Annotated in this window: 19 protein-coding genes and 2 tRNA genes; 18 read left to right on the top strand and 3 right to left on the bottom strand. The window is 29.2% G+C overall.

The features are described 5' to 3' along the window. The first annotated feature begins 15 nt into the window (after positions 1 to 15). The 11 genes from BLS00_RS01435 to BLS00_RS01385 all read left to right on the top strand — a co-directional run bounded on the left by BLS00_RS01435 (position 16) and on the right by BLS00_RS01385 (position 8,364). Positions 16 to 261, top strand: a complete 246-nt coding sequence (locus BLS00_RS01435) for a DUF4911 domain-containing protein (RefSeq protein WP_091402141.1) — start codon at positions 16 to 18, stop codon at positions 259 to 261. Then, positions 236 to 1,321, top strand: a complete 1,086-nt coding sequence (locus BLS00_RS01430; protein WP_091402139.1) for a YqeG family HAD IIIA-type phosphatase — start codon at positions 236 to 238, stop codon at positions 1,319 to 1,321. Before BLS00_RS01435 ends, BLS00_RS01430 begins: the two co-directional genes overlap by 26 nt. Next, positions 1,311 to 2,420 (top strand): ribosome biogenesis GTPase YqeH, encoded by a 1,110-nt coding sequence (gene yqeH / locus BLS00_RS01425; protein WP_091402137.1) that lies wholly within the window; start codon positions 1,311 to 1,313, stop codon positions 2,418 to 2,420. The genes BLS00_RS01430 and yqeH overlap by 11 nt, the downstream gene beginning before the upstream one ends. Positions 2,421 to 2,434: 14 nt before the next feature. After that, complete coding sequence (gene pduL, locus BLS00_RS01420; protein ID WP_091402136.1) at positions 2,435 to 3,025, top strand: phosphate propanoyltransferase; 591 nt, start codon at positions 2,435 to 2,437, stop codon at positions 3,023 to 3,025. A 53-nt stretch (positions 3,026 to 3,078) separates the two neighbouring features. Beyond that, positions 3,079 to 3,155, top strand: a tRNA-Thr gene (locus tag BLS00_RS01415). Between the two features lie 7 nt (positions 3,156 to 3,162). Then, positions 3,163 to 3,237 (top strand) — tRNA-Gly (locus BLS00_RS01410). Positions 3,238 to 3,349: 112 nt separating this feature from the next. Continuing rightward, positions 3,350 to 3,961, top strand: coding sequence for a sigma-70 family RNA polymerase sigma factor (locus BLS00_RS01405; protein ID WP_091402480.1), 612 nt, complete (start codon positions 3,350 to 3,352; stop codon positions 3,959 to 3,961). Further along, the gene (locus tag BLS00_RS01400; RefSeq protein ID WP_091402134.1) at positions 3,958 to 4,566 is read left to right on the top strand and encodes a hypothetical protein; all 609 of its coding nucleotides are present in this window, start codon (positions 3,958 to 3,960) and stop codon (positions 4,564 to 4,566) included. The genes BLS00_RS01405 and BLS00_RS01400 overlap by 4 nt, the downstream gene beginning before the upstream one ends. 74 nt (positions 4,567 to 4,640) lie before the next feature. Continuing rightward, positions 4,641 to 7,124, top strand: coding sequence for a leucine--tRNA ligase (leuS, locus tag BLS00_RS01395; protein WP_091402132.1), 2,484 nt, complete (start codon positions 4,641 to 4,643; stop codon positions 7,122 to 7,124). Between the two features lie 4 nt (positions 7,125 to 7,128). Further along, positions 7,129 to 7,770, top strand: coding sequence for a redox-sensing transcriptional repressor Rex (locus BLS00_RS01390; protein ID WP_091402130.1), 642 nt, complete (start codon positions 7,129 to 7,131; stop codon positions 7,768 to 7,770). Between the two features lie 60 nt (positions 7,771 to 7,830). Beyond that, positions 7,831 to 8,364 (top strand): metal-dependent hydrolase, encoded by a 534-nt coding sequence (locus BLS00_RS01385; RefSeq protein ID WP_176759807.1) that lies wholly within the window; start codon positions 7,831 to 7,833, stop codon positions 8,362 to 8,364. 30 nt (positions 8,365 to 8,394) lie between these two features. Here BLS00_RS01385 and BLS00_RS01380 read toward each other — a convergent pair whose 3' ends face one another. The 3 genes from BLS00_RS01380 to BLS00_RS01370 all read right to left on the bottom strand — a co-directional run bounded on the left by BLS00_RS01380 (position 8,395) and on the right by BLS00_RS01370 (position 11,417). After that, complete coding sequence (locus BLS00_RS01380) at positions 8,395 to 9,039, bottom strand: tRNA threonylcarbamoyladenosine biosynthesis protein TsaB (RefSeq protein ID WP_091402126.1); 645 nt, start codon at positions 9,037 to 9,039, stop codon at positions 8,395 to 8,397. After that, positions 9,036 to 10,367 (bottom strand): hypothetical protein, encoded by a 1,332-nt coding sequence (locus BLS00_RS01375; RefSeq protein WP_176759806.1) that lies wholly within the window; start codon positions 10,365 to 10,367, stop codon positions 9,036 to 9,038. Before BLS00_RS01375 ends, BLS00_RS01380 begins: the two co-directional genes overlap by 4 nt. Before the next feature lie 75 nt (positions 10,368 to 10,442). Continuing rightward, a complete protein-coding gene (locus tag BLS00_RS01370) occupies positions 10,443 to 11,417 on the bottom strand; it encodes an asparaginase (protein WP_091402123.1) in 975 nt (324 codons plus the stop codon). A 78-nt stretch (positions 11,418 to 11,495) separates the two neighbouring features. On the opposite strand from BLS00_RS01370, the gene BLS00_RS01365 reads away from it, so the two are divergent. The 7 genes from BLS00_RS01365 to flgG all read left to right on the top strand — a co-directional run bounded on the left by BLS00_RS01365 (position 11,496) and on the right by flgG (position 18,659). Continuing rightward, the gene (locus BLS00_RS01365) at positions 11,496 to 11,993 is read left to right on the top strand and encodes a dihydrofolate reductase family protein (RefSeq protein WP_091402121.1); all 498 of its coding nucleotides are present in this window, start codon (positions 11,496 to 11,498) and stop codon (positions 11,991 to 11,993) included. Positions 11,994 to 12,089: 96 nt separating this feature from the next. Beyond that, a complete protein-coding gene (gene recJ, locus BLS00_RS01360; RefSeq protein ID WP_091402119.1) occupies positions 12,090 to 15,209 on the top strand; it encodes a single-stranded-DNA-specific exonuclease RecJ in 3,120 nt (1,039 codons plus the stop codon). A gap of 1 nt (position 15,210) precedes the next feature. Then, a complete protein-coding gene (locus BLS00_RS01355) occupies positions 15,211 to 15,471 on the top strand; it encodes a hypothetical protein (protein ID WP_091402117.1) in 261 nt (86 codons plus the stop codon). Continuing rightward, positions 15,468 to 16,103 carry a Holliday junction resolvase RuvX gene (gene ruvX / locus BLS00_RS01350; RefSeq protein WP_091402115.1) on the top strand — a complete coding sequence of 212 codons (636 nt, stop codon included), beginning with the start codon at positions 15,468 to 15,470 and terminating at the stop codon, positions 16,101 to 16,103. The genes BLS00_RS01355 and ruvX overlap by 4 nt, the downstream gene beginning before the upstream one ends. A 22-nt stretch (positions 16,104 to 16,125) precedes the next feature. Continuing rightward, the gene (mreB, locus tag BLS00_RS01345) at positions 16,126 to 17,127 is read left to right on the top strand and encodes a rod shape-determining protein (protein ID WP_091402113.1); all 1,002 of its coding nucleotides are present in this window, start codon (positions 16,126 to 16,128) and stop codon (positions 17,125 to 17,127) included. Positions 17,128 to 17,144: 17 nt separating this feature from the next. Then, the gene (locus BLS00_RS01340) at positions 17,145 to 17,861 is read left to right on the top strand and encodes a flagellar hook-basal body protein (protein ID WP_091402111.1); all 717 of its coding nucleotides are present in this window, start codon (positions 17,145 to 17,147) and stop codon (positions 17,859 to 17,861) included. 12 nt (positions 17,862 to 17,873) lie between these two features. Further along, positions 17,874 to 18,659 carry a flagellar basal-body rod protein FlgG gene (flgG, locus tag BLS00_RS01335; protein ID WP_091402109.1) on the top strand — a complete coding sequence of 262 codons (786 nt, stop codon included), beginning with the start codon at positions 17,874 to 17,876 and terminating at the stop codon, positions 18,657 to 18,659. The last annotated feature ends 5 nt before the right edge of the window (positions 18,660 to 18,664 follow it).

Below are 18,664 nucleotides of genomic sequence, written 5' to 3'. Positions count from 1 at the left end.
TATTTGGAGGAGAAAATGAACGATATATTAGAATATGATGTTTATGTTGATATAGATAAAAATGATATTCATCTAATAACTTATCTTTTAGAAGGAGAAGCACACCTGATGAGTGTAAGAAACAGGCAAGAAAATGGTTTCTTGAAAATTATTGTTCCTAAAGATAACTTAGATGATGCTTTGAAACTAATTAGATCTGTTAAAGAAGAAGCTATTAAAATGGAGGTTATAAAAGTTGAACCACACAACGGGATTGTATAAATACATCCCAATCCCCAGAGAACATAAACCAGATATCTACTCCATAGATTTTGAGAAACTCAAAAAATGGGGGTTTAAAACGGTATTATTCGATTATGATTTCACAATAACCGTATGGAAAGAAAAAAAAATAAATGAAAAGACGCTCGATTTATTCGAGCGTCTTTTAGCTCAAGGTTTTCAAGTTGCAATTGTCACAAACGCTAATGATAATAGGGTAAAACATATTGAAGAAAAAACTATGGGTAAAGTCAAAGTTTATTCTAACATGAAAAAACCCTCAACAAAAAAGCTTTCAAAAGTTTTGGATATTATGGAAACAAAACCAGAACATGCTTTGATGATTGGTGATTTATTCATAACAGATATATTCGCTGGAAATAAACTGGGATTATACACAATATTGATAAATCCGTATATGTATGAAATTGAAAGTAAATCAAAAAAATTTATGGCAAATTTTTCCAGATTAATGTATTTCATATTTTTTTATACGATAGGGTGGTTTTTCAGATTGATGGACTTAGGTGTACCAAATGAATTTCAAAAATCTATTTTTGATATAGATTACGATCATATTTTTAATACAAATCACAAACTTTTGATTTTTGATTTTGATAACACTTTAGTACCTTGGCATTCAGAGCAAATCCCTGAAAAAGTTAAAGATTTGATGATAAAACTAAAATCAAAAGGCTTTGAAATTTTGATAGCTACGAACGGAAGAGCTTCAAGATTCAACAACTTAAAAGAGGAATTGTACGATTTGGGTGTGGGCATTCACCCTTTGTCGCTAAAACCCTTAACCTATAAAATAAAAAGAAAATTAAGATCTTTAAATAAGAAGCCTAATGAATGCGTTTTAATAGGAGATCAACTTTTCACAGATATTTTAGCTGGAAATATTTCTGGATTTTATACAATAAAGATTGAACCTTTGAGTAAAAAAGAAGGTAGTTGGACTAAATTTGTTAGAAAACTTGAAAAGTTGAGTATTAAAATGATGAGAAAAAAACCCAAACTTTTTAAAGAAAAAGGGGGAAATAATAATGAAATGTGAAGGTTGCGGAGTTACAATACAATCTTTAGATAAAGAAAAAGCTGGTTATATCCCGCAAAATGTTTTAGACGAAAAAATAATAGAAAACGATAAAATTTTGTGTCAAAGGTGTTTTAAATTAAAAAATTATAATCACTTAATGCCATTTAATTTAGACTCAGATTTTTTACCTCAATTAGAAGAAGTTGTAAAAGATTTTAACACTATAATTTGGGTTATTGATATAATGGACTTTGAAGGCACTTTCAGAGATGAAATAGCTGAAAAATTAAAAGGTAAAGAAGTAATTTTATTAGCTAATAAAATAGACCTTTTGCCGAAAACTTCAGCATTATCAGAAGTAAAAGAATGGTTATTTAAAAAAGTTAGGAATAAATTAAGAATAAAAAAAGAAAATATTAGGATGATCTCAGCTAAAACCGGATTTGGTTTTAACAAAATACGAAAGATTATCACAATGACTGAAAAAGAAAAGGCTTTGATTATTGGAGTTACAAATACAGGGAAATCTTCAGTGTTAAATAAAATATCTGAAGGCGACGCTACAGTATCTTCTTATCCAGGCACTACTTTGAGTTTAATCAAAACTTATTTATCACAATCAAATATTGAAATTTATGATACCCCTGGTATTGAACCAGATGATAGGTTATATGATTTTTTTGATATTTACACTCAAGTAAAAATGGTACCAAATAAAAACATTGAAATTGGTACTTATAAACTGGAAAAAGAAAGGGTCTTTTTCATAAGTTCACTGGTTTATTTTATTGTTGAGGAAAGAGGAGAAGGTGATCTAAAACCTATTTTTACAGTTTTTGCTTCAAACAATATATCTGTACATGAAACAAACATTGAAAAAATAGAAGACGTTATGAAAAATAGAGACGTGACTTTCCCACCATATACTGATGATTATAATTTTGATGAAATAGAGTTCAACGAACAAAAGTTAACAATTAAAGAAGGTTACGATCTTTCTATACCAGGATTTGGGTGGCTTTCTGTAAAAAGAGGTCCTTTGGTTATTACTATTAAAAAACCAAAAAAATTAAATATTTATATAAGAAAATCAATGATAAAACCAAAAATCAGATAAACGGAGGTGTTTTTATGGTTACAAAAAAACCAGGTATAAAAGTAGGAGTATCGAATAGGCATTTACATTTATCTCAAGAAGACCTTGAAAAACTTTTTGGAAGAGGCTATCAACTTAATCCTATTAAAGATTTAGGTCAACCGGGGCAATACGCTTCAGAAGAAACTGTTGACTTAGTAGGCCCAAAAAATACGATCAAAAGAGTTAGAGTTCTTGGACCTACAAGAAAAGCCACACAAGTAGAAGTTTCAAGAACTGACGCATTTAAGTTGGGAGTTAACCCTCCTGTAAGAGATTCAGGAGACATAGTTGATAGTTCTTCTATAAAGTTAGTTGGTCCAAAAGGCGAAGTAGAATTGAAAGAAGGAGTTATAATAGCAAAAAGACATATTCACATGCACACAGATGATGCAGCAAAATATGGATTAAAAGACAAAGATTTGGTTTCAGTTTTGGCTAATAAAGACGGAAGAAAGTTAATTTTCCAAGATGTTTTAGTTAGAGTATCAGACAAATATGCTTTAGAGTTTCACGTTGATACAGATGAAGCTAATGCAGCGTTTCTTGAAAATAACGATGAAATCGAAATAATAGAAAAATTTTAAAATTATTATTGACGAAATAATTTTATTATAGTATAATATTTTTTGATGTTTGTGCAGGTGTAGCTTCAGTCGGCAGAGCGCCGCCTTGGTAAGGCGGAGGTCATGAGTTCGAGTCTCATCACCTGCTCCATATTTTTGCGAATGTAGCTCAGTGGTAGAGCACTTGCTTGCCAAGCAAGGGGTCGCGGGTTCGAATCCCGTCTTTCGCTCCATTCCCCCCACTTTGTTGTGGGGGTTTTTTATATTTTTATAAATTGATGATAAAATATCACTATAAGTTATATAAGACGGGATTGAATTTTAATGAATAGAAATTATTATATTATGCGAAGATTAAATGTTAACAGGTTGGTAAAATTATCAAAGGTTGGAGACATGGAAGCCATGGGAATGATTTTAGAAAAATTTGAGCCCATGGTTAAATCTGTTGTATCAAAATACTATGGAGCTTGGGCTGATTTTGAAGATTTTATGCAAATTGGTTATGTAGGGCTAATGCAAGCAGTTTATAACTATAAAGAGAATTCTGGAAGTAAATTTTCAACTTTTGCTTACCTAAATATTTCAAGTGAAATAAAATCTTTTTTAACCTATTTAAATAGACAAAAAAACAAGGTTTTGACCGAAGCTATGAATATAGAAAATACTTTTGAAGACTTCAATGAAAATTCTGAATACTATATCGAAGCTCCAGAATCAACTGAACCTGATATTTTAAACGATTATTTCATAAAACAATGTGTTAAAGATTTGAACAACGATGAAAAAGAAATAATAGATTTGTGGTTTGAAAACTATACTTACAAAGAAATATCAAAAAAATTGAACATAAAAAGAAAAAAAGTGGATAACACTATACAAAAAATAAAAAGAATTGTCAATGACAAACAAGAGTTATATGAAAAAATTCGTATGTTTACAGGAGGTGCAATTTGAAGTTAAAAATAATATTGATTATTATCAGTATAATTGCCTTGCTTTTGGCACTTGGAACCGAAATAAGAATGACAATATTCAAAAAAAATACAGAAAGCCAGATAAATCGGCTTAGTGCTGAGCTAAACGAAAGGGTAAATTCGCTTGAAAAAGAGTTAGAAAAGATGAATACATACTTTCAACCCAACGGTTTAGTTGAAAAGTATATAGTTTCTAATAAGTTTCTTAAAAACCAAATGGAAGATTTGGATAGAATTTTAACTTATTTTCAGGGTAGTAATGATAGCGGTTATATTCAATTATATATAACTGGACATGAAGATGTTTGGGTTTCTTTTAGAGATAGCAATCACTATATATTCCAGGGAAACATAAGCCCTGGTTTAAATGAAAACAAATTCTTCTTTTTTAAAGAACCTGAAATTGAAACAAGTTATACTTTCAAAGTACCTTATAATGGATCTTTTAAAGCAGGAGATCCTTCAAGAGTTTTTTTCTTGATAAAAGAAACCGGACAATCCAGAATCTTAAAACATCCAGATATTGCAATTGATAATTTATCAGAAGACCTAAATCTTTACATACCTACAGTAACTGGCAATTGATGATTAATTCTTTTGTGAAAATGTGCTTTTGTGGTATAATTAACAATATAAAATAACATAGTGGAGGTATTAAAATGAAGGAAAAATATACACCACAAGACTTTGAAAAAAAATGGCAAAAAGTGTGGGAAGATAAAAAAGTTTTTGAAGCTGAAAAAAATAGTGACAAAGAAAAATTTTATAACCTTATTATGTTCCCTTATCCTTCGGGAACAATTCATGTGGGACATGTTAAGAATTATACTATAGGCGATGTTGTAGCCAGATACAAAAAAATGAAAGGTTTTAATGTTCTTCATCCTTTTGGTTATGATTCTTTTGGATTACCTGCAGAAAATGCAGCTATTAAACAAGGTAATATTCATCCAGAAACTTGGACATTAAAAAATATCGAAACTATAAGAACACAAATAAAATCCACAGGTATTAGTTATGATTGGAGTAGGGAATTAATGACTTCTTCAGAAAGTTATTACAAATGGACTCAGTGGATTTTCTTAAAAATGTATGAAAAGGGACTTGCATATAAAAAAAATGCACCAGTTAATTGGTGTCCAAGCTGTAAAACTGTTTTAGCAAACGAACAGGTTGTTAACGGGAAATGTGAAAGATGTAATACTGATGTTGAGATAAAACAACTAAATCAATGGTATTTTAAAATAACGGACTATGCAGATAAACTTTTAACCGATTTAGATAAGCTGGAAAATTGGCCAGAAAATGTTAAAATTATGCAAAAAAATTGGATAGGAAAAAGTGTAGGTGCTGAAGTAGATTTTGCTGTTGAAGGCAGTGAAGAAAAAATTAAAGTCTTCACTACAAGGCCAGATACTTTATGGGGAGTTACATTCATGGCTGTTGCTCCTGAATCACCTTTAGTAGATTCCTTAACAAAAGAGAACAAAAAAGAAGAAATGCAGAAATTTTTGAAAAAAATCAGCATTCAAGATAGGTTTAAAAGATCTGCTGAAGGTGCAGAAAAAGAAGGGGTTTTCACAGGAAGTTATGCAATCAACCCAGTTAACAACGAAAAAATACCTATTTATGTAGCTAATTATATCCTTTATGAATACGGTACTGGGGCTATAATGGCTGTCCCAGCTCATGATGAAAGAGATTTTGAGTTTGCAAAAAAATACAATATAAATATAAGAAGAGTAATTAAAGCTAAAAATGGTGAAGACCGTTTAGAAAAAGCTTTCACAGATGATGGTTTTATGGTGAATTCTGGCAAATTCAATGGTATGTCAAACAGAGAAGCTTTAAAAGAAATAGTTAATTGGTTAGAAGATAAAAAGATAGGGTCTAAAAAAGTACAATTTAAACTTAGAGATTGGCTAATTTCAAGACAAAGATATTGGGGAACTCCAATTCCTATAATATATTGTGATAATTGTGGAACAGTTCCAGTACCCGAAGAAGATTTACCAGTTGAATTACCAAAAGATGTCAAATTCGACTCTTCTGGAAAAAGCCCTTTAGTTGACCACAAAAAATTTAACAACGTTACCTGTCCAAAATGTGGTGGAATTGCAAGAAGAGAAACAGATACAATGGATACTTTTGTAGATAGTTCTTGGTATTATCTAAGATATATAAACCCAAACATGCAAGACAAGATCTTTGATTCTAATGATGTAAACGAATGGTTACCTGTTGATCAATACATAGGCGGGGTAGAACATGCTATTTTGCATTTATTGTATTCGAGATTTGTAACTAAATTTTTGAAAGATATAGATCTCATAGATTTTGACGAACCTTTCAAAAACCTGTTCACTCAAGGCATGTTATACAAGGATGGTGCTAAAATGTCTAAATCTAAAGGAAATGTAGTTTCACCAGAAGAAATTATTAAGAAATACGGAACTGATACTTTAAGAACTTATGTCTTATTTATAGGACCTCCAGAGAAAGATGCTGAATGGAATGATTCAGGTGTTGAAGGCGTTTATAGATTTTTAAATAAACTATGGAATAATTATTATTTATTCATAGACAAAATTAAAGGTATTTCTCTTGATAAAGTAAAAATAGAAATTAAAACAAAAGAAGAAAAATCTCTGAGAAGGAAATTACACTCTATGATACAAAAAATGACCAGAGATATTGAAGGTAATTTCCAATTTAACACTGCTATTTCTGCTATGATGGAATTATCAAATGAGTTAAACTCATATATTAATTCAATAGATGAAAACAAATGGAATTTGAATTTATTAAGAGAAGTCGCTGAAGATTTTGTTCTCATGCTTTCACCTTTTGCTCCACATATTGCTGAAGAGTTATGGCATGAGATGGGTAATGAAAATTTGATCGTCGAATCTAAATGGCCAGAAGTTGACAAAGAGGCTCTTAAAAAAGATGAGCTTAATATAATAATTCAGGTAAATGGAAAGCTCAGAGGACAAGTTGAGGTTCCTTCTAACTCAACTCAAGAAAAAATAAAAGAAATAGTTTTAAAAGAAGAAAAAGTTCAAAAGTTTATCGAAGGAAAAACATTAATAAAAACTATTTATGTTCCAAAAAAATTAGTTAATATAGTAGTAGAGGGGTGATTTTGTGAGAACTCCAAAAATTCCTAAACCAACAATAAGAAGACTAGCTATTTATTATAGATGTTTAACTAAGTTAAAAGACAACGGCGTAGATAAAACATCTTCTAAAGAAATGGCAGATCTTCTTGGAATCAAAGCTTCTCAAGTAAGGAAAGATCTATCTTACTTTGGAGAGTTTGGTAAACGTGGTGTAGGTTACAATGTTGATAAACTTTCTTTTAAACTAAAAGAAATTTTAGGGCTGAAAAAGAATTGGAACGTGGCAATTGTTGGAGCAGGTAACCTTGGTTCTGCTATAGCAAATTATGCAGGCCTTGAAAAAAATGGATTTAAAATAGTATCTGCTTTTGACGTTGATGAAAAAAAAGTAGGTCAAATGATAGTTCCTGGTGTAACAATACAAAAAATAGACGATATTGAAGAAAGAATAAAAAATAACAATATTGAAATAGCTATTCTTACAGTTCCAGTGAACGCTGCTCAAGAAGTTACAGATAAGCTCATAAATTGTGGTATTAAGGGTATTTTAAATTTCACACCTACCTCTATATACGCTCCAGAAGACATAGAGGTAGAAGATGTTGATTTCGTGATTTCTTTAAAATCTTTGACTTTTGAAATTGCATCTTCTAAAAATGATTTATAACATTTAATAAAGGGGGCTTAAATGCTCCCTTTTTATATAGCTTATGAGAAAGGGGATTATATGCCAAATTTCAAACATCATATAACATCTGGAATATTGTTATTTCCAGTTTATTATTTAGTTTTTTCTATAGTTTTTACTTTATTATTCGATCATTATCCCTTATTCAATAACAACGAGTTGATATTTTCATTTTTATTATTTGTTATAGGAACGGATTTGCCAGATGTTGATCACGATTTATCTATTATAAACAAAATTTTTAGAATACTGATTGTTATTTTTTCTGTTTATTATTTGTTTGAATACGAATACTTACTAAGACATATAACAAACATAGACGATTTTTTGATATATAATATAATTATTATCTATTTAGGTATTATTTTAGGATATGCCTTTGGTATTGTTTTTAACTCTCTAACTCGTCACAGAGGAGCCTGGCATAAAATACATACAGGAATAATAATAGGGATAATACTTTTTTTACTTAACACTAAGTTTAAAATAGAAATAAGAATTTTTTACAGCTTATCTTTAATATCTGGTTTTTATGTGCATTTATTGTTGGATAAATATATTAAAATTAAATAAGCTCAAATCTTTCGATTTTGAGCTTATTTTTTATATGTCTTCAATTTTCTTATTATTTTGTTTTTCATAATTTTCAACAGCAATTGGTTTTTGTATATAAAGTGGTTCTAAATCTTCCGCATTTATTTTTTCACCAACTTTAAAAGCGTAAATAAAATTATCAATAGATATTTCTGGAATTAAAATTTCATTTTTCAGTAAATATTTATCTTTAAAATGTTTTGATTGCGCACCTATCAAAGTTCTATCTTGTAAAATACCGTCTAAATTTTTACCAAATATCATTTCTGGCATTGAAACTCTAACACCATAATTATATAAAGATACATATGCTGCATCATCCCTTGCCTTATTCAACACAGCTATTTTTTTATTTAAAAAACCATAACCCAAAACATCAGAAGAATAAAATTTTTTCAATTCATAATCATTTCTACCAAATAAAAATCCTTGAATTACTGCTATACTTATTCTTATACCCGTGAAAGATCCTGGACCAACATCTATTCCAAATTCTTTTATTTGGCCTAAAGTTTTATTATTTAATACCAATATTTCTTGTACTGCTGAAACTATTTTAGATCCAGAACTTCTCCCACTTATCTTTTTAATAATACTTTTATTACCTTTATAAATTATGTACACATCACTTTGAGAAGACGATATAATTATCAATCTATTTCACCCTTTTCTTTTAATTTCATGGCTTTTTTATAAGAAGATATAGATGAATTATATTCCCCTATAGCTTCAAAAGATTTTGCCATTGCCATATAACTCTTATAATTGTTTGGTTCTTTCATAACAAGTTTTTCCGAAATTCTTAACGCATATCTACCAAATCCTATCTTACATAAAAAATCAACTTTTTTTATGGTTGGAAAAAGTTCAAAAATCAAAACAACAAATAATACAAAAGCTACAATTATCGCAAAGTACACATATACCATAAAATTATTAGTTTTGCTTTCTACTTCTTGCACAGTTTCAAGCAATACAGGATCAGTAGACTCTTCTGTAATTTCTACATTTCTTATATCGGTTGATTGTTCGGTTAATTCCAAGTTGCTACTCAACTTAATCAATTCATTTTCGATGTCTTTACCAAAAATCCCCATTAGTTTATTAAAATCTATATCACTTATAATATTTTCATTTACAGTATTCATTCTATTGTTCATAGTTTTTATAGAAGATAAATACAAGTCTTTTAAAAGACTATTCTCTAAACTCATTTCAGACAATTTTATACCTGTTTGATATATGTCCTTTATAAAAGTATTCATTTCGGATTTTTCTAAAAAATAAACTCTATTATTCATGTCAGTCAACCTGGATTTCAAGCTAAAATAAGATTCAAGTTTCTTCAAGACCGTTAAATTCTCTGAACTGATGACATTATTATCGTTTAAAAAATTTAAAAGTCTATAAGCACTTACAAAGTTTTCTTCAGATAAATAAAATTTATTTTCTGCTATAATCTCGTTAATATTTGCCAATATATTGTTTGGAATAAATTCTTTTACAAAATTTTTCATTTCTTGATCCAAATAGACTGAATTTTTCATTACCTCTTTAACCATATTATTTAAAAAAGCCTCAAAATTAGGAACATTTAACTTTTCTTTTAGTCCTTTTAATCTATACAGAGATTTATAATAATCTTCCTCTATATATCCCTTAATAAATATTTCGTTCAAATCTCGTATTAGATAGGGAAAAATTATTAATATATTTTCTGTATTTTCCTCATTTATCGAAAGATTTTCACTTAAAACAGAAAGAGAAGATAAGAACTTTGATAGATCTTCTGATAATATATGATCTATAAAATTTGAATTTTTAAAATTATTTAAAAGCTCTTTTTTTGCAGAAATTATTTCTCCATATTCAATTACTTTTTCTGTATATTCATTTTTCTCTATATAATTGAGCAATTCAGCCCAACTCTGATTTAAGGTCTCTTTTCTATACGATAAAGTATAGATCTCTTCCAAATTCATTGAAAAAAGATTTACAAAAATAAATAATATCAAAGAGACTAATCCTATTTTTTTAATGATTTGGAATCATCTCCTTCATTTCGATTCAAAATATGATCTGATGATATTTCTATTATTAGTTTTCCCTAAAACTACCATCATTTTAACTCTCGCCTTAGGTCCAGAAATCTCCTGGCCTAATATGACACCCCTTGATTTTAAATCTGCTCCACCACCCTTATATCCGTAAACCCCTAAAACCCTTCCTTTATAACACCTTGACACCAACACGACTGGTATTCCTTTTTCTATTACTTCTTGCAGCGCATCTGCAACCCCTTCTGGAACATTGCCCCTGCCAAAAGCTTCTATAACAATACCCTTGTAACCTAATTTTGGTAACTCTTTTATTATCTCTCCCTCATCTCCGGTATACGTTTTTATAAGAGCCACTCTATCTTCTATTTTCTCAGTGTTTATTTGCATTCTTAGTAGAGATCTTCTATAAAAAATAACAGTGTCATTATCAACAATACCTAACGGTCCATAACCAGGGGAATCAAAAGTTGCTACATTTGATGTATAAGTTTTTGTAACCTCTCTTGCAGCATGTATTTCATCATTAAGGCACACCAAAACGCCCTCTTCAATTGAAGCAGGTTTTGTTGCAACCCTAATTGAAGCTATTAGATTCCTTGGCCCATCTGTATTAGGTTCATTCCAATCTCTCATGGCAGCCGTCATAACAACTGGTTTTTTGTTATCTATTAACAAATCTAAAAAATAAGATGTTTCTTCAAGAGTATCCGTACCATGTGTTATTACAACTCCATCATATTCATCTGAATCTATAATTTTTTTAACAAGTTTTGATAACTCAAACATTTTCTTCGGAGTCATATGTGGACTTGGTATATTTGAAAATTCTATTAAATTTGTTTCGGCAATATCATCTATCTCTGGAATTTCATTTAGTTTTCTATTGACTTTATCTGATGGAATAACTCCTAAAATAGGATCTGAAGTCATGGCAATTGTTCCACCAGTAGTTATAACTGCAATTTTTTTCATTAACATTCCTCCTGTATAATATTTTCAAGTAAATTATATCATGAAGTATGGTTCATTAAAACCAAAAGGGGGAATTTTATGTTTATAAAAATGATCATGGTTCAATCTCTTAACGGAATTGTAAACCAAAAAGATCGAAAAAAATGGAATTCAAAAGAAGATTTTGATTATCTCAAATCTGAAATTGAAAAATCAGACAGCTTAATAATTAGTCGGGAAACATTTATTTTGAATAAAAAATTGTATGAATCCAAACCGTGCCTTATTTTGAATAAACATTTTGAAAAAATCGAAGGTTATTTAATTTATTCGTTTTATTCAAAAGAAAATATAACTAATTTCATTAAAAAAAACAAATACAAAAGAACTCTATTGCTTGGAGGGCCAACTATAAATACTTTTCTATTAAACGACGGTCTAATAGATGAAATTTCTCTAACTATTGAACCTGTTGTTTTTAATGGTAAGAAAAATATCTTTGATAACGAAAACATAAAAGATAAAAAATTTTTTACAATAAAAGAAATCAAGAAAATTAACCAAAATTCTTTTTTAACAGTTTATGCAAAAAAATGATCACTTTAATTAAAATTATAGCCGCCTTTTCTTATTGTTATTTAAACATTATTTTAGTATAATATATACAAAAAGAAAAAAAGGAGAGAGGGCTATATGAAAAATATCTGGAGGGTCTTTTGGGACCCAAAAGATTCGGATTATCAAAAAAATTTAAAAATAGCTAAAAACCTATCTGATAATTTAGGTTGTTCAGAATTTATATCTAAATTATTGGTAACAAGAGGAATAACAGACGTTAAAGAAGCTCAAAAATTTTTAAATCCGAATGAAAATCAAGTGATTAATCCTTTTAAACTAAAAGATATGGAAAAAGGAGTTAAGGTTTTATCTGAAATATTGGAAAATAAAGAAAAAATTGTAGTTTTTGGAGATTATGATGTAGATGGAGTAACAGCTGCCTCAACTTTGTTTTTGGGGTTAAAGGAACTGGGGTTTGATGTTGACGCATATATTCCCAGTAGAATGGATGAGGGGTATAGTCTTAACAATGAAGCTATAGACGATCTATATAAACAAGGATTCAAAAATATTATAACTGTTGATTGCGGTATAACTTCTGTAGATGAAATTAAATATGCTAAAGAACTTGGTATGAAGGTGGTAGTTACTGATCATCACGAACAGAAAGAAATATTACCTCCAGCAGATGCAACAATAAATCCAAAAAGGAAAGATGGAGATTACCCTTTTCAAGGATTGGCAGGTGTAGGGGTTGCTTTTAAATTCTTGTTGGCTCTGACAGAATATTTAAAATCTGATTTTGACCCTTATACCCTTATTGATTTAGTGGCAATAGGTACTATAGCAGATATAGTCCCTTTGTTGTCAGAGAATAGATATTTTGTAAAAAGGGGCTTAGAAAAACTTAAAACAAATCCTACAAAGGGTGTTGCTGCTTTATTAAAGCAACTGAGAATTGTACCTTCTGAAATAAAATCTCACGTAATCGCATATAAAGTTGCCCCAAAAATAAATGCAGCCGGTAGAATGGCTGACGCTTTTACCGCTTTTAAACTTCTAACTTCTGAAAATAGCGAAGAAATTGATAAAAATGTTTCTGCATTGATAAGATTAAATTCAAAAAGGCAAAGCAAAGAAAAAGAAATTTACCTTTTTGCTTTAAGTTTAATTGATGTTAATCCAGAATATAAACAGGATAAAGTAATAGTTCTTCATGGAGAAAATTGGCACCTTGGGGTTCTTGGCATTGTAGCTTCAAAACTTTCATCGCAATTCAACAAGCCAGTTTTAATGGTCTCAGATGAAGGAGATTATGGTAAAGGTTCTGCAAGAAGCCTTCAAGGAATAAGTCTTATGAATATATTCAAAAAAAGTTCAGAAGATGAAATTTTTGACGAATTTGGTGGGCATGAATTGGCTGCTGGTTTTTCTTTGAGTAACGAAAATATTGAAAAATTAAGAGATTCCATAAATAATTCTTATAAAGAAATATACGGTAATTCTATTCCAGTTAACGAAATTACCATTGATATGGAAATAGACAAGATATGGCCAAATTTTTTTGATGAAATAGCTCAGTTAGAACCATATGGCTATAAAAACCCTGAACCAGTTTTTTTAATGAAAAATGTTAGAGCGGATAACTTGAAGTTTTTTGGTAATGCGGTAGAAAGTTTTGCTGGGAAAATGAGAAATAAAAAAGATTTTATAATGGATATTATTGGTTACGGGTTAGCACCAAAACTTAAAGATATAAGATATAATAATCCAAATAGTGTCTATATAGATATAGTAGGCAATTTTAGAGAAGAATATTCTTACAATCTCAAACACAAATTTCTAAAATTTTATTTAAAAGATTTGGAATTGAAGAATAATGAATCTTTTGATAAAAAATCTGAAAACCTGGATACAAACACTCTTTTAAAAGATGAATTATTTAAGCTCTCTAAAATGGAAGTAATAGAAAGAAACTTGAATGCAAAGAAAATAGCAATGTTTTTGCCAAGTAAATTAAAATACGCAGCAATTCTCAAAAAAACTTTAGATAGCTTAAAAGAAGGCAAAAAAGTAGTTATAATATCTTCTTCTCATCTTATTATGAAACATACTTATAATATTATGTCTTCTTATATTTCACCAAATAATATTTTTTACAACAAAAAGAGTAGATTGAATGGTAACATTATTAATAAAGAAAAAATCATTATGTTGACAGTACCTGCTTTTTTCCATAATGCAAAACTATTTAACTCTGACAAATTTGAAATAATAATTGATGAGCCTTATTATTCAATTTCCCACAATGCAATTAAAAATGTAGGAGAATATAAGGAGTTCAGAAAATACATTGTATACAAAAAAAATAACATATCAGTTTTTGGTACTTTATTTCACACGAGTTTAAAAGAATTTTTTAAGAGAGCTGGCTTTAAAACTCTTGTTTCCAATGTGAACGTATCAAATTATGAAATAATTAAAGAAAAGAAAAATTTGATGTTGGTCTTGAAAGAATATCTAAAAGAACCAAAACAAAAAATAATCGTTCTTAACGACAAAAGGAAACAGGATATTTTATCCAACATTTTAAAAGAAAAATTTGGTTTCATAAATGACGGAATTAAACAGTTTAACCATACGATGGATTTTTCATCAAAATTGATTACTAGAGAGAACATAAAAAAATATCCTTCAAATATCTTAATTACTTCTTATTCAAATAATGGGTTACCCTTGGAAAATCATAATAAAAACCCAATTTTTATATTATTGGACCCACCAAAAAGTCGATTAGAACTAATAGATTTATTTTCATCTTGGAATTCTAAAAAAGGACCACTTGACATAGTTCTCGGATATGATGATAAATTCAAAACAAGATTATTGTACGATTATTCAAGAGTTTATCCTTCAAGTAATATTTTAAAACAAACTTATGATTTTATAAGAGATAAGAAGATAAAAAAAGAAAATGAGCTTATTGATCAACTCTTTAAAGGAGACCAAGAATTTGGGAAAGTTGTTATCGATGAACTTTTAGACTCTGGTTTGTTGATAAATAATTCTAATGAATTAGAAATAATTGAGGATTTTAACTTGAAATCACTACATAAAACTGTGAGAAATAAAGAGAGTATTATAGATAATGCTTTAATAAAAGAAACTACTCATTTTTATAAAAATGTTGATACAAAAGCTTTTATGGAAATGTTAAAAAACGATATAACTAACTCAAGAAATAGAGATGGTTAAGATGAAAACGACGTTAGATCTGGATAGTGTTTTAATAATTAAAAACTATAAATTAATATCAATAAAAAAAATGTTAGATAAAAAGGGTATATTTTCTAAAATATACCCTGCTCCAAAGTCTATTTTAGAAAGCTGTGCTCCTATAATAACTTTTTGTAGTGAAGATGCTAAAAAAATAGAAACAGAGTTAAATCAAACTGCAATTGATTTTGAAATTGAAAAACTTGAATTTGATATAATTCAGGAGTTGTTAAAAAAATGAATTACTTTGGAATTGATTATGGAGATAAAAAATGCGGGATTGCAAAAGCAAATGAAATTATTAAAATTGCATCTCCGTATACAACAGTTGATAGGAAAGATTTGATTTCATTTTTTGATAAAGAACTTAATAAAGATGATGTTATTGTTTTTGGATTACCTAAATCAATGTCTTTTAATTATTCGAAGCAAAGCTTTAAAACAATAGATAAAGCCATAGAAATAAAAAAGAAATTCTCAAATAATTTATTTTTAGTGGATGAAAGGCTTACTACTCAGTCATTATACAATGAGATGAAAGGAAAAGTAAATTCCAAAAAGATTAAAAAAACAAAGGATCAAAACAGTGCCGTGTTGATCCTTTCAATTTATTTAAATAACCCTAATATAGGATATAAACTAAGCAAAAAAGAAATATATACAGTGGATAAATCCAAATTTTCTAACAAAAATGTTTTAGTTGAAAACATAGCATTGAAAAATCCGAAAAATGATTTTAGTTACGAAATAAAAGATCCGTGGTTGTTTTGGTATTATTTTAATAGAAATATAATATCAGAATACAGTTATAAAAACAAAGATACATTTGATGTTATACTAAATTCAGAAAACATAAATGATTTTATAAAATAATTTTTTACCGGGAGGTATTTTTATGTCAAGACATGATTTAGGCATTGATCTTGGAACAGCAACTTTCGTTGTATATCAAAGAGGTGTAGGAATAATAATAGAAGAGCCTTCAGTTGTTGCAGTAGATAAAAAAAAGAAAAAAATAATAGCTATAGGTACAGAAGCTAAAAATATGATTGGTAAAACACCCGATCAAATACAAGTCATAAGACCTGTTCAAGATGGTGTAATCACAAACCCTATGATAATAGAAGAAGTTTTAAGATTTTTCTTCAAGAAAGCCAAAAAAGGAGTTAGTTTTTCCAAACCAAAATTGATAATAGGTATTCCTGCTTTAACTACTGATGTTGAAAGAAGAGCTGTAAAAGAAGCTGCTCAAAGAGTTGGCGCATCAAAAGTTTATTTAGTTTCAGAACCATTAGCTGCAGCTATAGGTTCTAACATGAAGATAACAGAACCTAACGGTCATATGGTTGTAGATATTGGTGGTGGGACCACCGATATTTCAGTGATTTCCTTGGGTGGCAGTGTTAAATCAGAATCAATAAAAACTGCTGGAGAAGCTATGGATCAAGAAATAGTAAAATTTATAAAAAAACATTATAGATTCCTGATTGGAGACTCTACTGCTGAAAGAATAAAAATTCAAATAGGTAAAGCTTATGAAAATGAAGAAGACATAGAGGTGGATATAAAAGGTCAAGATATAAAAACAGGTTTACCTTCTACAATAAAAATAAATTCAACAGATATATATAATGCTATAAAACCTGTTTTAAACGAAATAATATTAAAGATTAAAAATGTATTAGAACAAACTCCCCCTGAATTGGCTGCAGATGTTAGCCAAAATGGAATTGTTTTGGTAGGTGGAGCTTCAAGAATTAGAGGTTTAGATAAATTAATAACTGAGAAAATATCTGTAGATACTAGTGTTTCAGAAGATCCTCATCTATCTTGTGCAAAAGGAACAGGAATTTTGCTTGAAGATGTAGAATTATTAAACAGAGTCAATGTTGAATAATTCTAGGAGGATTAAAAATGAGAGGAATTTATTTTGCTGGAAATGGCATGCTGAACTCATTAGCAGATCTAAATACAATATCAAATAACTTAGCTAATGTTGATACAACTGGGTATAAAAAAGATATTAATTCTTTTAGAGCTGTTTATGAAAGAGAAATAAGTTCTTATAACCAAAAAAAGCAAAAACTTGAAACCTTAGGTAATCTCTACGCAGGAACTGTTTTAGATGATATTTCTCCAACTTTTTCTCAAGGAGAAATAGTTGATACTGGTAACAAATATGATTTTGCCATAGAAGGCAAGGGGTTTTTCAAAGTTGAAAGAGATGGAGAATTTTTTTACACCAGAAATGGAGAATTTAAAAGAAATTCAGAAGGATACCTTGTAAACAATTCAGGAGATTACATTTTAAATGTAGATAATGAAAGAATCGAAGTAAACGAAGATTTTTTTGTTAACGGAAATGGAAACATAAACAATACTAATGAATATATTAATGTAGTAGACTTAGAAAACCACACAAAACATGGTTATACACTGTTTCAGGGAGATGAAATTGAAGCTCAAGATTTTACATTGAGACAATATTCAATAGAAAAATCTAATGTAAACGCCCTAAATGAAATGGTTAATTTGATTAATGCAAATAGAAAATTCGATATTTTACAGAAAGCTGTAACTTCTAATGATGGTTTAAACGCAAAAATAAGCGAAATTGCTCAAAATATTTAAGGGGGTTAAAATATGCTAGTATCTCTTTATAGTGCTGCAACTGGTATGAATGCAGAACAAACAAAATTGGATATCATATCAAATAATTTATCAAATGTTGATACAACAGGTTACAAAAGACAAAGAGCCGAATTTCAAGATTTATTATATCAATCTGTTAGAGAGGCTGGAACTCCAACAGCTCAAAATTCTACCTTACCAACAGGCCTTTATATTGGTCATGGTACGAGATTAGCTGCTACCAATAGAATTTTTACAATAGGGAACATCGAAGAAACAGGTGTATCCACTGATATGGCAATAATGGGTGACGGTTTCTTTCAAGTTCAAATGCAAGATGGAAGAATTGCTTATACAAGAGATGGCTCTTTTAAAAGAGATGCTGATGGTAGACTTGTAACCAGCAATGGTTTGTTAATGGTTCCAAATATGGTCATCCCAGAAAATGCCACAGGAATAAATATTTCAACAGACGGAATTGTAAGTGTTGAATTAGCCGATGGAAACATACAAAACCTTGGGAATATAAGTCTTGTAAGGTTTTCTAATCCATCTGGTTTAAAACCTTTAGGCGATAACTTATACGCTCAAACTCCTGCTTCTGGTGATCCTGTAGAAGGAATACCAGACCAAGATGGTTTTGGTGGAATAAGACAAAGTTATTTGGAAAAGTCAAATGTAGAAGTTGTAAAAGAAATGGTAAATATGATAGTTGCTCAAAGAGCTTATGACATTAATTCAAAATCAATCACAACATCAGATCAGATGCTACAAACTGTTTCCAACTTAAAAAGATAAGAGGT

It is taken from the genome of Geotoga petraea (assembly GCF_900102615.1).
GTDB classification, from domain to species: domain Bacteria; phylum Thermotogota; class Thermotogae; order Petrotogales; family Petrotogaceae; genus Geotoga; species Geotoga petraea.
The sequence above is the reverse complement of the archived record's forward strand: the minus strand, read 5'-3'. Positions and strand labels throughout refer to the sequence as shown.

What these genes read in the sequence shown, in the direction of transcription:
- BLS00_RS01435 (WP_091402141.1), top strand. Translation starts at nt 16, where the DNA reads ATGAACGATATATTAGAATATGATGTTTATGTTGATATAGATAAAAAT.
- yqeH (WP_091402137.1), top strand. Translation starts at nt 1,311, where the DNA reads ATGAAATGTGAAGGTTGCGGAGTTACAATACAATCTTTAGATAAAGAA.
- pduL (WP_091402136.1), top strand. Translation starts at nt 2,435, where the DNA reads ATGGTTACAAAAAAACCAGGTATAAAAGTAGGAGTATCGAATAGGCAT.
- BLS00_RS01405 (WP_091402480.1), top strand. Translation starts at nt 3,350, where the DNA reads ATGCGAAGATTAAATGTTAACAGGTTGGTAAAATTATCAAAGGTTGGA.
- leuS (WP_091402132.1), top strand. Translation starts at nt 4,641, where the DNA reads ATGAAGGAAAAATATACACCACAAGACTTTGAAAAAAAATGGCAAAAA.
- BLS00_RS01385 (WP_176759807.1), top strand. Translation starts at nt 7,831, where the DNA reads ATGCCAAATTTCAAACATCATATAACATCTGGAATATTGTTATTTCCA.
- BLS00_RS01375 (WP_176759806.1), bottom strand. Translation starts at nt 10,367, where the DNA reads ATGAATTTGGAAGAGATCTATACTTTATCGTATAGAAAAGAGACCTTA.
- BLS00_RS01370 (WP_091402123.1), bottom strand. Translation starts at nt 11,417, where the DNA reads ATGAAAAAAATTGCAGTTATAACTACTGGTGGAACAATTGCCATGACT.
- BLS00_RS01365 (WP_091402121.1), top strand. Translation starts at nt 11,496, where the DNA reads ATGTTTATAAAAATGATCATGGTTCAATCTCTTAACGGAATTGTAAAC.
- recJ (WP_091402119.1), top strand. Translation starts at nt 12,090, where the DNA reads ATGAAAAATATCTGGAGGGTCTTTTGGGACCCAAAAGATTCGGATTAT.
- BLS00_RS01355 (WP_091402117.1), top strand. Translation starts at nt 15,211, where the DNA reads ATGAAAACGACGTTAGATCTGGATAGTGTTTTAATAATTAAAAACTAT.
- ruvX (WP_091402115.1), top strand. Translation starts at nt 15,468, where the DNA reads ATGAATTACTTTGGAATTGATTATGGAGATAAAAAATGCGGGATTGCA.
- mreB (WP_091402113.1), top strand. Translation starts at nt 16,126, where the DNA reads ATGTCAAGACATGATTTAGGCATTGATCTTGGAACAGCAACTTTCGTT.
- BLS00_RS01340 (WP_091402111.1), top strand. Translation starts at nt 17,145, where the DNA reads ATGAGAGGAATTTATTTTGCTGGAAATGGCATGCTGAACTCATTAGCA.
- flgG (WP_091402109.1), top strand. Translation starts at nt 17,874, where the DNA reads ATGCTAGTATCTCTTTATAGTGCTGCAACTGGTATGAATGCAGAACAA.